Origin of the sequence: Pantoea alfalfae, assembly GCF_019880205.1 — a bacterium.
GTDB lineage: Bacteria > Pseudomonadota > Gammaproteobacteria > Enterobacterales > Enterobacteriaceae > Pantoea > Pantoea alfalfae.
The window spans coordinates 1,906,476-1,921,002 of sequence record NZ_CP082292.1; the positions used below are offsets into that span (position 1 = coordinate 1,906,476).

Genomic DNA, 14,527 nt, shown 5'->3' on the forward strand with positions numbered 1-14,527 from the left:
ATTGTCATGCAGATGCTTAGCGTAGCCGATTATTCTTTTAATAAGGTCCTTAGTGGACCTGATGACCAATAATACCACCGACAGCGGCGCCGCCGACTGTGCCGAGTGCGCTACCATTGGTCAATACTGAACCCCCAATCGCACCCGCGCCCGCACCAATGGCGGTATTGCGGTCACGCTTAGACCAGTTAGAACAGCCGCTCAGTGCAACAGCTAACGTGGTCGCCAGTACAACGGCAGTGATTCGTTTCATTGTTGTTGTCATACACTTCTCCTTTGATGTGCTCACAGAGGCAACACTCTTAGTATAGCTCCGATATTTCCTCAGCCCGCTTGTGTCGCATCATTGCCGCGTCCGTGACGGCATCGAAATGTGATCACCATGGACAAACCGTTTGTAGCGGGTGAGGCACAATGCCGGACCGGACAGGTCCAGGCATTGCCTGAGAAGATTCTAAGCATTCTGGATAAATTCCGAAGATAGAAAATTCTGAAATCACGACACATTTTTGCATTCACAGCCATTCCTTCTGCGTTTATAGCCATTTGCTCCATAACCCTTTGGCCTCTGACTCCGCAAAATTCAGGGACGATTGTCAGCAGGAGAAAAGGCATGCTGGAACACCTTAAACAACAGGTTCTGGAAGCGAATCTGGATCTACCTAAATACAACCTGGTGACCTTCACCTGGGGCAATGTCAGCGCGGTTGATCGTGAACAGGGTTTGCTGGTGATTAAACCGTCTGGCGTAAGCTATGACGTGATGAAGCGCGACGACATGGTGGTCGTCGATCTGGCGAGTGGCGAGGTAGTGGAAGGGGATAAACGCCCTTCATCGGACACGGCGACACACCGTGCGCTCTATCTCGCCTGGCCAGAAGTCGGTGGCATTGTCCATACACATTCGCGGCATGCGACCATCTGGGCGCAGGCTGGACGACCGATTCCTGCCTGGGGAACCACCCACGCTGACGATTTCTATGGCGAGATCCCCTGTACCCGCGCAATGCGCAACGAAGAGATTCAGCACGAGTACGAGTGGAATACGGGGGAAGTGATTATCGAAACCTATGCGCAGCGCGGATTGTCACCTTCGGCAATTCCTGGGGTGCTGGTCAACTCGCACGGCCCGTTTGCCTGGGGCAAAGACGCCCATGCGGCCGTGCATAGCGCGGTAGTGCTGGAGGAGGTGGCCTATATGGGCCTGTTCAGCCGGCAGTTGACACCAGACCTGCCGCCGATTAACCAGACGCTGCTTGACCTGCACTATCTGCGAAAGCATGGCGAGAATGCCTGGTACGGGCAAAAATAACAGGCGGGACGCAATAGCGTCCCGCTTTTTATTAGTCTCTTTTGAGACTGGTATGGCGATCCCCGTCATAATTAACAAAACAACTTGTCATTAAAAATAAAACAGCGTTTCATTTTACCGAGTCGATCACTGTTTTGATTACCTCAAGTCACTACTTTGCCTGCATCGCCTTCGGGCACCCTCTGGCATAGCAAAGGTGACATGTATATGCACATCAAACGGGCAATAGATAAAATTCCGGGCGGCATGATGCTCATTCCGCTGTTTATCGGCGCACTCTGCCATACGTTCTCACCGGGGGCCGGGAAATATTTCGGTTCTTTCACCAACGGTCTGATGACCGGCACCGTGCCCATTCTGGCCGTCTGGTTCTTCTGCATGGGGGCGTCGATAAAACTCAGCGCCACCGGAACGGTACTACGCAAATCCGGCACGCTGGTGCTCACCAAAATTGCCGTGGCATGGGTGGTGGCCGCAATCGCCTCACGAGTGATGCCGGAAAATGGCGTAGAAGTGGGGATGTTTGCCGGCTTATCGACGCTGGCGCTGGTCGCCGCGATGGATATGACCAATGGCGGTCTTTATGCCTCCATCATGCAACAGTACGGTTCTAAAGAGGAAGCCGGTGCCTTTGTGCTGATGTCGCTGGAGTCCGGGCCATTAATGACCATGGTGATTCTGGGCACCGCCGGTATCGCGTCATTCGAGCCGCACGTGTTTGTCGGCGCGGTCCTGCCGTTTGTGGTGGGGTTTGCATTAGGGAATCTTGATCCGGAGTTGCGCGACTTCTTCGGAAAAGCGGTACATACGCTGATTCCCTTCTTCGCTTTTGCACTGGGCAACACCATTAACCTGGGTGTCATTGCGGAAACCGGCCTGCTGGGCATCATGTTGGGCGTGGCAGTTATCATCATCACCGGCATCCCGCTTATTCTGGCCGATCGGCTGATTGGTGGGGGGGATGGCACGGCGGGCGTGGCCGCATCCAGTACGGCAGGCGCGGCGGTGGCTACACCGGTGCTGATTGCCGAAATGCTGCCGCAGTTTAAACCGGTTGCCCCGGCGGCCACGGCGCTGGTGGCCACTTCCGTGATTGTGACCTCTGTGCTGGTGCCCATCATCACCGCCATCTATTCAAAACGTCTTAAGCGTCTTCATGTTGCCGTCGGACAGCGTGCCGCTATTAAGTAACCCGCCTAATCAATCCCCGACGCGCCAGTCGGGGATCACTCTGGATTTTATGTTGTAAATCAATCTCTCATTTGGTCTGGCCTCACTCTGCATTACGCTGATGTGGCGTATTTAACGCATCAAAATATAAACAGAGGATGAGACAATGACAGTTATTAACCAAGCAACGTGCAGATTATTTACCGAAGTCGGCAATACCACGCAGTTAGTCGCCTATTACGAAGAAGGGCGTCGTACCATGTGGATGATGCTGCGTGCTCAGCCCCGTCCGAGCTTCAACCACGAACTGATTGAGGAGATCATGAATCTGAGCTATGCCGCTCAGCGCTCCGGTCTGCCAATTGATTTCTGGGTCACCGGCTCACTGGTGCCGCAGATGTTTAACGCCGGGGGCGATCTGCGTTTCTTCGTCGAGTGCATTCGCAATAACCGCCGTGAGGCGCTGCGAGCCTATGCCCGTGCCTGTGTGGATTGTATCCATTCGGCCGCACGCGGTTTCGATACCGGCGCGGTGACGCTGGCGATGATTGAAGGCAGTGCGCTGGGCGGCGGATTTGAAGCGGCGCTGGCGCATCACTTCATTCTGGCGCAGAACAACGCACGGATGGGCTTCCCGGAAATTGCCTTTAACCTGTTTCCTGGCATGGGCGGCTATTCGCTGGTGGCGCGTCGTTCCGGCATGAAACTGGCAGAGGAGTTAATCTGTGAAGGGGAGTCCCATAGCGCGGAGTGGTATGAGACGCGCGGACTGGTGGATAAAGTCTTCCAGCCTGGCGACAGCTATCGTGCCACACGCACCTTTATCGATACGTTACGGCCTAAGCTCAATGGCGTACGGGCAATGCTGAAAGCGCGTCAGCGCGTGCTGCAACTGTCACGCGCTGAGCTGATGGATATCACTGAGGATTGGGTTGATTATGCCTTTACTATCGAACCCAAAGACATTGCTTACATGGAACGCCTGGTACAGTTACAAAACCGCCACAGCGCATCACTGCGTAAAGCGGGTTAATCTTAACCAGCGTTAAACGCGGGCAGGATGCTTAGCCAGCCAATGCCCAAATTGTTCCGCGGGCATTGGTTTTGCGTAATAGTAACCCTGACGCCCATCGACACCACTTTTGAGGACAAACTTCTCTTCATCCGGGTTCTCAATACCCTCAGCGATTACCTGCAAATCGAGCGCCTTGGCAACGGCGACGATAGCGCGCACCAGCGACTGTGAAACCGGCTGCTTGTTAATGTCGCGGATAAAGCTCTGGTCGAGTTTGATGGCATTGATTGGCACGCGTGCCAGCTGAGAAAGCGAAGAGTAACCGGTGCCAAAGTCATCCAGGTGCACCTGTGCGCCCAGTTCCTGAAACTGCTTCATCAGCTTCAGCGCTTCAGTTTCATTCTCAATCAGGCAGCTTTCGGTCAGCTCAATATCGATGGGGCAGTCGGTGATATGAGCTTCGTGCAGCGCCTGTTTCAGGTCAGTGTAGATGCTCTGATCAATCAGCTGACGGGCCGAAACGTTGACGGCGACGCGCAGAAAAATGCCCTGCTCACGCCAGGCGATAATCTGCTTCAGCACGTTGAGCATGACCCAGCGTCCCAGCGGCACAATCAGCCCTGACTCTTCAGCATAGGGAATAAAGTCAGCAGGCGAGACCAGACCACGCTCAGGTGAGTTCCAGCGCACCAGTGCTTCGGCGCTGCGGACCTGGCCATCACTGTCGATTTTTGGCTGGTAGTGCACCAGCAGATGATCCAGTTCCAGCGCCTTGCGCAGGTTAGTATCCAGCCACAGATACTCAAAGACCCGCTGGTTCATCTCAGCCGCAAACACGCAGAACTTGCCGCGCCCATTCTCTTTGGCGTGATACATCGCGGTGTCCGCGTTGCGAATCAGGCTCTCGCGATCGTCGCCATGCAGCGGCGCGAAAGCGATGCCAATAGAACAACCGCTGTAAACTTCAATTAGCCCGATACGGAACGGCTGACGCAGCCGCTCAAGAATGCGGGAAGACATTGCTTCCAGTGCCGCCTGGCTGGTGTGCTCAGCCAGCACCACAAATTCGTCGCCACCCAGACGGCCCAGAGTCTGGTCTTTACCCAGACAGCTGAGGATGGCCAGTGATACTGCCTGCAGTAACTGATCGCCGAACATATGACCGTAGGCGTCGTTCACTTTCTTAAAATTATCGAGATCGAGATAGACCACGCCGGTCTCATCACCTTCAGAACGCTCCAGCGCCAGGCTAATCTGTTGATGAATGGCGTTGCGATTGGGTAAACCGGTCACCGTATCGGTGTTTGCCAGTACCCGCAGACGTTCCTGGGCGCGTCGTTCCTCAGTGATGTCTGTGCCAGAACAGATGAGGAAAATTTCATTTTTTCCACTGCCGCTGTGAACAAACTTATTACGAAACAGAAACAGTCGCTGACCTTTTTTGGTTTTAACCCAACGCTCAACCTCATAAGAGTTGCCGTCGCGGAAGAAGCCCGCAATGTTGCGTCGTGACTGTGAGGCTTCCTGTTTGGTCATAAAAAGCTGAAAGACGTTACGGCCAATAACCTCGTGCTCATTCAGGCCGGTATATTCTTCACTCAGGCGGTTAAAACGCTGAATATTGCCGCGCTGATCGAGGATGACAATCACCGAATTAGCTTCAGAAACCACCTGTTCAGCGAATGAAAGCCCGAGAGTTAAATCGCGGGCAACCGCAGACGTATCACCCCAGGCAGAGGCGGTGCCAGCCCATGAAGCCTGATTCACTTTACGTCCGACAAAATGCATCGGCACGTCAATGCCCTGTAGGGTCATAGTCAGATTGATGCTTGAGGTGATGACCGGCATCGCGCGGATCATGGCGGCCTGACCGGGGGTCAGCGGCAGGGCAATATTGGTTTGTGATGACTCATCTTCGGCAAAATGCAACGCATCGCTGTCCGCGGTCAGACGCCAATGAGGGCTGGTTGTACCAAAAAGAGTGTACAACAACGTTTGCCCGTGTTCATCGGTCATGGAAACTTCCTCCGGGAAGTGCTATGCAGGCGTTATCTCATTATTTTAGCAACAGTATTCATCATCTGACGCCAGCACAAGATGCAAACCAAATATATTTTCCCATCCAGATAAGAATGGCACAAAAAAGCCCCGACGACGCGGGGCTGTAGCGTGCGGTCAGCAGGGACATTTACCCAATTTACCCGCCTGGCTGGGGAAGCGGGCATCCAGGCAGTAGCGGTGGAAATCACGCTCATTCATCGGCGGCTGGTCGGGATGATGCAGACGCATATGCTGCAGATATTTTTGATAATCCTGGACCCCGACCATTAAGCGGAAGCACTGTTGCAGACCGCGCCAGAATCCCCGCCAGCTGAGTGCCTGCGGCATCGGCGAAGCCGTCAGGTGGCAGCGAATAATCTGCCACTCACCCTGTGGACGATGGCCCTGATGAATGGCATCAGACATGACGTACCACCTTGTTACGCAGCGCCGCAGGCGTCTCGCTGGTGGTCGGCACCGCACTGTTCAGCGCACGACGAATCACAAAGAACGCGGCGACCAGCATCGTGACCGCCACCAGCATAAAGAAAGCGCACAGCGCCGCATTGATCTGATTGCTGAACACAATGGTCTGCATATCCGCCACGCTTTTTGCTGGCGCAATGATCACCCCTTCATCCAGCCCTTTGCGGAACTTACTCGCCTGGGCCAGGAAGCCAATGGAGGGTTTTTCATGGAAAATTTTCTGCCAGCCCGCGGTCATCGAAGTGATAAACAGCCAGACGGTGGGCAGAATAGTTACCCAGGCGTAGCGCTGCTTTTTCATTTTAAACAGCACCACGGTGCCGAGAATCAATGCCATCGACGCCAGCATCTGGTTGCCGATGCCGAACAGTGGCCACAGGGTGTTAATGCCGCCCAGTGGATCGACCACGCCCTGATAGACAAAGAAGCCCCAGCCCGCGACTGCGACGGTGGTACCCGCCATATTCCCCAGCCAGGATCGGTTGTTCGCCAGAGAAGGCACCACGGTTCCCACCAGATCCTGCACCATAAAACGGCAGGCGCGGGTACCCGCATCCACGGCGGTCAGGATGAACAGCGCTTCGAACAGAATGGCAAAGTGATACCAGAAGGCCATCATCGCCCGGCTGTTAAAGATCTCGGTAATGATGTGGGCCATGCCGACCGCGAAAGTAGGCGCGCCGCCTGCGCGGGAGAGAATCGAGCCTTCACCCACGTCCCGCGCAATCCCGCTCAGCATTTCAGGCGTCACGACAAAGCCCCAGCCATTGATCACCTGTGAAGCGCTTTCAACGGTGGTGCCAATCAGTGCAGCGGGTGAGTTCATGGCAAAGTAGACGCCCGGATCCAGCACCGAGGCACAAATCAGCGCCATGATCGCCACAAATGACTCCATCAGCATCGCACCATAGCCAATAAAGCGGATATGACTTTCCCGCTCTACCAGCTTCGGCGTTGTGCCGCTGGAGACCAGTGCATGGAAGCCGGAGATCGCACCGCAGGCAATGGTAATAAACAGGAACGGGAACATCGCACCGGAGAAGACCGGGCCGGTGCCGTCGATAAATTTGGTCACCGCTGGCATTTTCATCTCAGGCATGGCAAAAACGATGCCCACTGCCAGCCCGACAATCACGCCGATTTTAAGAAAGGTCGAAAGGTAGTCGCGGGGTGCCAGCAGCAGCCAGACCGGCAGCACAGAAGCAATAAAGCCGTAAATCACCAGTACCCAGGTCAGTGAGGTGCCTTTCAGGGTAAAGAAGGGCCCCCAGTAAGGATGCTGTGCGACGTCGCCGCCATAAATAATCGCCGCCATCATCAGCACAAAGCCAATCAGTGACACTTCGGCGATTTTACCGGGCCGGATAAAGCGCATGTAGACGCCCATAAACAGCGCAATGGGAATGGTGGCTGCAATGGTAAACAGGCCCCATGGGCTGTTCGCCAGCGCCTTCACGACAACCAGCGCCAGCGCCGACAGGATAATGATCATCACACCCAGCGCGCCGAGCATCGTCACCACACCGGCAAACGCACCCAGCTCCTGCCGCGCCATCTCGCCCAGCGAGCGGCCATCACGGCGGGTTGAGATAAACAGGATCAGGAAATCCTGAACCGCGCCCGCCAGCATGACTCCAACCAGAATCCAGATGGTTCCCGGCAGAAAGCCCATCTGCGCCGCCAGAATCGGGCCGACCAGCGGACCGGCACCGGCAATAGCCGCAAAGTGATGACCAAACAGCACCCATTTATTGGTCGGGACATAATCGAGTCCGTCGCTCAGCCGCTCGGCGGGGGTCATCCGGCGATCGTCCAGTTCGAAGATATTGCGGGCGATAAACAGGCTGTAGAAGCGATAAGCGATGCTGTAACAGGCGACAGCGGCTATCACCAGCCAGACTGCGTTGACGTGTTCGCCGCGGCTGAGGGCCAGCATGGCGAAAGCGCCCGCGCCGATTAACGCCACTACTAACCAGATCACACTGGTTTTGACGTTTTTCATGACTAACTCCTTGTAGGGACCGAGAGGAAAGCGATCGAAAACAACGAGTTAAACTTAATGTAATGGAATGTAAGTGAAAGTTAATCAGTGGAGAAGTGTGAAGCGGGGTACAAATTTAACGTTTTTGCAACGCAGGTAGGGTAGAAACAGGCGGGATAACCAGGTTATCCCGCCAGATTTATCGCTTAAACACACCGTGTTCAGACGGCGGGACGGGCCACAACGCTGCGGGTTTCCATACGGACTTCGGCGATGGTGACATCAATGACGTCAGTGACGCGGTAAACCACTTCACCTTTGATCTGTACGCTGCCATTTTCCTGGCTGAGGACCAGCTCATCACGCACTGCGTGAATGAACGGTGCCGGGATAAAGGCGACGGCGCCAAACTCGACCAGGCGAACGCGCATACCGCCACGCGAAACATCAATAATCTCAGCGCTGAAGCGACGGTCAGTGGCCGCAAACGGGGCCAGATAACGGGCGTAAAGCCAGTCGCCAACATCACGTTCCGCCATCCGGTTCAGGCGGCGGCGCTCACTCATCGTCACCGTTACTGCATCATCCGGGCGGGCAATAGTCTCACCGCGAATAATCGCCTTCAGCAGACGATGGTTGATCATGTCGCCGAACTTACGAATCGGTGAGGTCCAGGTGGCGTATGCCTCCAGACCCAGGCCAAAGTGGGGGCCAGGCTCAGTGCTGATCTCCGCGAAGGTCTGGAAACGACGGATGCGGCTGTCGAGGAACTGGGTCGGCTGGGCATCAAGCTCACGACGCAGCACGCGGAAACCATCCAGCGTGGTGATCGCCTGTGCATCCACGGAAATACCGTGATTGGCCAGCACGGCGGCAGCCTGCTCAGCATTGGTGGCGTCGAAACCGGCATGGACGTTGTAGATACCAAAGCCGAGACGGTCACGCAGCACTTTCGCCGCACAGACGTTTGCCAGAATCATGGACTCTTCAACGATGCGGTTAGCGATGCGGCGAGGTTCAGCCACGATCTCCAGCACTTCGCCTTTTTCACCCAGCAGGAAGCGGTAATCCGGGCGATCTTTAAACACCAGCGCGTGGGTCTGGCGCCACTCGCTGCGCGCCAGGCAGAGACGGTGCAGCAGACGAATCTGTTCCGCAATCGCCTCACTCTCCGGCTGCCAGGTGCCGCTGTTTTCCAGCCAGTCAGAGACGTCGTCGTAGGCCAGTTTGGCTTTGGACTCAATCCAGGCAGCAAAGAACTCAACGTCATCACTTAAGGTGCCATCGGCGGCCACCGTGACGCGGCAGGCCAGCGCCGGACGGCGCACATTCGGACGCAGCGAGCAGACATCATCAGAGAGTTCGCGCGGCAGCATCGGGATGTTAAAGCCCGGCAGGTAGTTGGTGAACGCACGCTGTGCCGCCAGCTTATCGAGCTGACTGCCTTCCGCCACATAGGCAGTCGGATCGGCGATGGCGATGGTCAGACGCAGCGTGCCATCATCGTGCGCTTCCACATAGAGCGCATCATCCATATCCTGGGTGCTGGCGCTGTCGATGGTGACGAAATCCAGCGCGGTCAGATCTTCACGCGTCAGATTTTCATCCATCATCTCGCCAAAGCTGACATCGGGCGCTTCACGCTCAAGGTTATGACGCGACAGCGTCACCCACCACGGCGCCAGATGGTCATCGGCTTTGACAATAAAATCGGTAAGTTCGGCATAAAAGCCGCGATCGCCCTTGAGTGGATGGCGACGCATTTCCGCCACAGCCCAGTCGCCATTTTCAAATGCATGGCTGACATCGCGTGCAGGGCGACACTGAATGGCATCTTTCAGCAGGGGATGATCCGGCACAATCGACAGGCGATCGTCTTTCTTCTGCACCCGGCCAACAAAGCGGCTCAGGAACGGTTCAATCAGGGTTTCCGGCTCAGCGCTTTCGCGATCTTTATCACTGTGGATCACGGCGGTGATACGATCGCCATGCATCACTTTCTTCATCTGCGGTGGCGGGATGAAGTAACTTTTTTGCGCATCGACTTCCAGAAAGCCGAAGCCTTTTTCGGTGCCTTTAACGACGCCTTCAGCACGAGGCGTTTGCGAATGGAGCTTCTCTTTCAGCTGCGCGAGCAGCGGGTTATCCTGGAACATAATTTTTACGTTTCGTTGGCTGATTGCGGCTGACAGTTTTACGCGAATCGACGCCGCGCGGCAAGGCAAAAAGCCGGACGAACCGGCTTTTAAGGGAGTGGCGAAGGCGCTATCAGGCGATGCGCTGATCGGCCAATGCCTCAGAGCGTTCCAGCTTTACCGGCACCGATTTAGAGGTCGGTGTACCGCTGTCATCGCCAAAGCTGTTCAGCGGCACCAACGGGTTGGTTTCGGGGTAATAAGCCGCCAGGTTACCGCGCGGAATATTGTAGGGAACCAGTTTGAAGCCGCTGACACGACGGGTGATGCCATCATTCCACAGCGTTTCGATATCAACATTCTGGCCTTCGGTGAAGCCCAGATCTGCCATATCGTCCGGGTTGATGAACACCACTTCACGCTGACCAAACACGCCACGGTAACGATCATCAAGACCGTAAATAGTGGTGTTGTACTGGTCATGGGAACGCAGCGTCTGCAGCGTGAACGGCACATCCTGATCCAGCGTCGGGAACAGCGAGGTCGGCAGCGCCGAGGCGTTGAACTCCGCTTTCTGGCTTGGCGTATTAAAGCGCAATTCCGCTGCTGCATTGCCCAGATAGAAACCACCCGGGATATCGCATTTGGCGTTGAAGTCGGCAAAGCCCGGAATCGTCGCGGCAATGTGCTCACGGATCAGGTTGTAATCACCCGCCAGCTCGCGCCATTTCACTTTCTCATCGCCCAGCACCGCCTGGGCGATACCCGCAACAATCGAGGTTTCTGAACGCTGCGTTTCCGCCAGCGGAATACCGATCCCTTCAGAGGCGTGAACCATGCTGAAGGAGTCTTCCACGGTGATAAACTGATTGCCGGTCGCCTGGATATCGCGCTCGGTGCGCCCCAGCGTTGGCAGAATCAGCCCTTCGTGTCCCGGCACCAGATGGCTGCGGTTCAGTTTGGTGCTGATATGTACGGTCAGACCACAGCGTGACAGCGCCTCTTCGGTGCGGGGTGAATCGGGCGCAGCCGCAGCCAGATTGCCACCCAGCGCGATCAGCACTTTGACTTCATCACGCAGCATCGCGTTCAGCGCTTCAACGGTGTTGTGGCCTGGCGCACGCGGTGGCTCGAAACCAAAATGATTACCCAGCGCATCCAGGAAGGCTTTAGCCGGTTTCTCATCAATACCCATGGTACGGTTGCCCTGCACATTGCTGTGACCGCGAACCGGGCAGAGGCCTGCACCTTTTTTGCCCAGCTGACCAAACAGCAGCTGCAGGTTGGTGATTTCGCGCACCGTGTCGACCGAGTGTTTATGCTGGGTAATGCCCATCGCCCAGGTACAGATCACGCGGTCAGCGCTCTGGTAGATCGCCGCAGCTTCGCGGATTTGCGCCTGAGTCAGACCAGACTGCGCCACAATCTGCATCCAGCTGGTGTTATCCACGGCGTCGAGATAGGCCTCAATACCGTTGGTTTTGGCATTAATAAACGTCTGATCAAACAGGCCACTTTCACCAGCTGCCAGACGCGCGCGATGGGTTTCCAGCAGGGATTTGACCATGCCCCGCACCGCTGCCATATCACCGCCAAGGTTCGGCTGGTAATAAGAGGAGCTGATATTGCCCGCTTTCGAGGTCACCACTTCCAGCGGTTTCTGCGGATCGGCAAAACGTTCCAGACCGCGCTCGCGCAGGGTATTAAACGTGACGATCTTCGCGCCGTGATCGGCAGCGTGACGCAGGCTGTGCAGCATACGCGGATGGTTGGTGCCAGGGTTCTGCCCGAAGACAAAAATGGCATCAGCGTGGTCGAAATCATCCAGGCGAATGGTGCCTTTGCCGACGCCAATGCTGCGCTTCAGACCAGTGCCGCTGGCTTCGTGGCACATGTTGGAGCAGTCAGGGAAGTTATTGGTGCCCATCAGGCGGCCAAACAGCTGATAAAGCCAGGAGGCTTCATTGCTGGCGCGACCAGAGGTGTAAAGCTCCATCTGGTCCGGATGGTCCATCGCCTTAATGTGCTGCGCGATCAGCGCAAACGCATCATCCCAGCTGATGGGCTCGTAGTGGTCGGTTTCCGCGTTATAGCGCAGTGGATGGGTCAGACGCCCCTGATACTCCAGGAAGTAGTCACTCTGGGTATAGAGCGTTGTCACGCTGTGCTTCGCGAAAAAATCGCTGTCGACCATGCGGCGTGTTGCTTCCCAGGTCACCGCTTTAGCTCCGTTTTCGCAGAAGCTGAAGGTACTTTTATTGTCATCACCCCATGCGCAGCCCGGACAGTCAAAACCGCGTGCTTTATTCATGCGCATCAGGTTGCGCATATTTTTCAGTGCCGCTTTGCTGTCAAGAACGAAACGCGTGGTGGCTTCCAGTGAACCCCAGCCGCCCGCAGCCGCGCGGTAGGGTTTGATTTGGCGTTTAAATTTCATATTGAGTGCAGGCTTTTTATAGTAGGAATTATTGTTTGGTGTTTGTTATCAGGTTATAGCCTGATGGTGAAACAAAGTCTGCAGATATCCTCATACCTTGTCTAATTGATTGACTTAATGGTGCGATAGCTGGCGTTTATCGTGCATCGGCCAGATTTGTGATGGTGGTCAGATTTTACTCGCCTTTAACTGGCTGATAACGGGAGTTCTCACCACAACGCGCTAATACTTGCTGTTCACTCTCAGAGAGGGCACAAATCTATGAAACAGCTGACCAGCCAGATTCATGCGTTCGGCAAAGCGTTGATGATGCCAATCTCGGTCATCGCTGCCGCCGGTATTTTCCTCGGGCTGGCGGCAGCGATGCAGAACCCGGCGGTGACCGGCGAGGCCTTTGCGCAGATGCAGGTGCCGCAGTTAATCATTGGGTTTATCCGCAAAGTCGCCGGGGCGCTGTTTGCTAACCTGCCGGTCTTCTTTGCAGTAGCGAGTGCCATCGGACTGGCGAAAGCGGAAAAACCTACCGCCGCCTTTGCCGCGGTGATTGGCTATATCGTGATGAACGTCGGTATCAGCGCGACGCTGGCGGCCAAAGGGATCACCGCCGCCACCACCACACCGGCAGCACTGCAGCAGGCGGGGATGGATCAGACCACCGCCATGATGACCTCAGCGGAATATATCAACATGCTGGGTGTCTTTACCTATAACATGAGCGTGCTGGGCGGGGTGATTGCCGGTCTGATCACGGTGGTACTGCATAATCGCTTCTATACCCAGCAATTGCCCACGGCGATCAGCTTCTTTGGCGGACGGCGTTTTGTGCCAATCGTTACCGTGGTCTGTCTGCCGCTGGTTGGGGTACTACTGGCCCTGATCTGGCCGACTATTGGTGACGGTATCGCCTGGATAGGTCAGATGATTGGCAAAAGCGGGCAGTACGGCGCATTTTTGCTGGGTGCCTTTGAGCGCATCCTGATCCCCACCGGTCTGCATCACATCCTGAATGAAACCGTGCGCTTTACGCCGATTGGCGGCATGGCGGTGGTCGATGGTCAGACCGTTGTCGGTGCGCTCAACATCTTTAATGCCTCGCTGACTCATCCGGGTTCTATCCCCGATGAGACGCTGCGCACCGCCACGCAGTTTCTGGCACAGGGCAAGATTCCGGTGATGATGTTTGGTCTGCCCGCTGCGGCGCTGGCGATCTACCACACCGCGCGGCCCGAACATAAACAGCGTGTCAAAGCACTGGTGATGGCGGGCGCACTGACCTCATTTACCACCGGGATTACCGAGCCGCTGGAGTTCTGCTTTATCTTTGTCTCGCCGGTGCTCTACCTGCTGCATGCTTTCCTGACCGGCCTGTCGTTTATGCTGATGTCGATGCTGCATCTGATGATCGGCAATGTGCAGGGTGGTGTCATCGATCTGATAGTGTTTGGCATGCTGGGCGGCGCGAAAACCCACTGGTGGTGGACGCTGGCGCTGGGGGCAATCTACGCGCCGATCTACTACTACGCATTCCGGCTGGTGATCACCCGGATGCATGTCGAGACGCCGGGCCGCGAGTCGGAGGAAGAGAAACCGCAGCAGGTCGCTGCGGATGAGCGGACACAGGTGATCATCAGCGGGCTGGGCGGGCAGGCCAATATTGAAGATGTCGATTGCTGCTTTACCCGTTTGCGGGTAAGGGTCAAAGAGATGAATCAGGTGGTCGATCAGACATTGATGAGCACCGGTGCTAACGGGGTAAATCGCGTCAGCGAGCATGACATTCAGGTGATCTACGGCCCGCAGGTTGAGAAGATCGCTAACGAAGTGAAAATGGCGCTGGGCGTCGCGTAACGACAGTTCTCTTCAGACGTGATTACTTCGCTAACCGTCCGGCGCTCGCGGGCGGTTAGCACCTCTTCCTGCAGATATGCAGATCGCTGCCGTCCCGCTTATT

Annotated in this window: 10 protein-coding genes; 4 read left to right on the plus strand and 6 right to left on the minus strand. The window is 55.8% G+C overall.

The window, feature by feature from the left end; translation table 11 throughout:
- Window positions 1-49: 49 nt before the first annotated feature.
- A complete protein-coding gene (gene osmB, locus K6R05_RS08890) occupies window positions 50-265 on the minus strand; it encodes an osmotically-inducible lipoprotein OsmB (RefSeq protein ID WP_003853848.1) in 216 nt (71 codons plus the stop codon).
- Between the two features lie 348 nt (window positions 266-613).
- Here osmB and araD point away from each other — a divergent pair, with 348 nt between their 5' ends.
- The 3 genes from araD (at window position 614) to K6R05_RS08905 (ending at window position 3,515) form a co-directional block, all read left to right on the plus strand.
- Window positions 614-1,312, plus strand: coding sequence for an L-ribulose-5-phosphate 4-epimerase (gene araD, locus K6R05_RS08895; protein ID WP_222925418.1), 699 nt, complete (start codon window positions 614-616; stop codon window positions 1,310-1,312).
- A gap of 207 nt (window positions 1,313-1,519) precedes the next feature.
- On the plus strand, window positions 1,520-2,503 hold the full coding sequence (gene kdgT, locus K6R05_RS08900) for a 2-keto-3-deoxygluconate transporter (RefSeq protein ID WP_161736298.1): 984 nt from the start codon (window positions 1,520-1,522) through the stop codon (window positions 2,501-2,503).
- Window positions 2,504-2,648: 145 nt separating this feature from the next.
- On the plus strand, window positions 2,649-3,515 hold the full coding sequence (locus tag K6R05_RS08905) for a crotonase/enoyl-CoA hydratase family protein (protein ID WP_003853843.1): 867 nt from the start codon (window positions 2,649-2,651) through the stop codon (window positions 3,513-3,515).
- A 12-nt stretch (window positions 3,516-3,527) separates the two neighbouring features.
- On the opposite strand, the gene pdeR is transcribed toward K6R05_RS08905, so the two are convergent.
- From pdeR to K6R05_RS08930, 5 genes are all read right to left on the minus strand, one after another.
- Window positions 3,528-5,513, minus strand: a complete 1,986-nt coding sequence (pdeR, locus tag K6R05_RS08910) for a cyclic di-GMP phosphodiesterase (RefSeq protein ID WP_222925419.1) — start codon at window positions 5,511-5,513, stop codon at window positions 3,528-3,530.
- Between the two features lie 159 nt (window positions 5,514-5,672).
- The gene (locus K6R05_RS08915; protein ID WP_013358002.1) at window positions 5,673-5,963 is read right to left on the minus strand and encodes a YbdD/YjiX family protein; all 291 of its coding nucleotides are present in this window, start codon (window positions 5,961-5,963) and stop codon (window positions 5,673-5,675) included.
- Window positions 5,956-8,025 (minus strand): carbon starvation CstA family protein, encoded by a 2,070-nt coding sequence (locus K6R05_RS08920; protein ID WP_222925420.1) that lies wholly within the window; start codon window positions 8,023-8,025, stop codon window positions 5,956-5,958. The genes K6R05_RS08915 and K6R05_RS08920 overlap by 8 nt, the downstream gene beginning before the upstream one ends.
- A gap of 200 nt (window positions 8,026-8,225) precedes the next feature.
- On the minus strand, window positions 8,226-10,160 hold the full coding sequence (locus K6R05_RS08925; protein ID WP_161736295.1) for an exoribonuclease II: 1,935 nt from the start codon (window positions 10,158-10,160) through the stop codon (window positions 8,226-8,228).
- Between the two features lie 112 nt (window positions 10,161-10,272).
- Complete coding sequence (locus tag K6R05_RS08930) at window positions 10,273-12,576, minus strand: FdhF/YdeP family oxidoreductase (protein WP_161736294.1); 2,304 nt, start codon at window positions 12,574-12,576, stop codon at window positions 10,273-10,275.
- A gap of 261 nt (window positions 12,577-12,837) precedes the next feature.
- Between K6R05_RS08930 and K6R05_RS08935 the strand changes: the two genes are divergently transcribed.
- Complete coding sequence (locus K6R05_RS08935) at window positions 12,838-14,424, plus strand: PTS transporter subunit EIIC (RefSeq protein WP_161736293.1); 1,587 nt, start codon at window positions 12,838-12,840, stop codon at window positions 14,422-14,424.
- Window positions 14,425-14,527 lie beyond the last annotated feature (103 nt).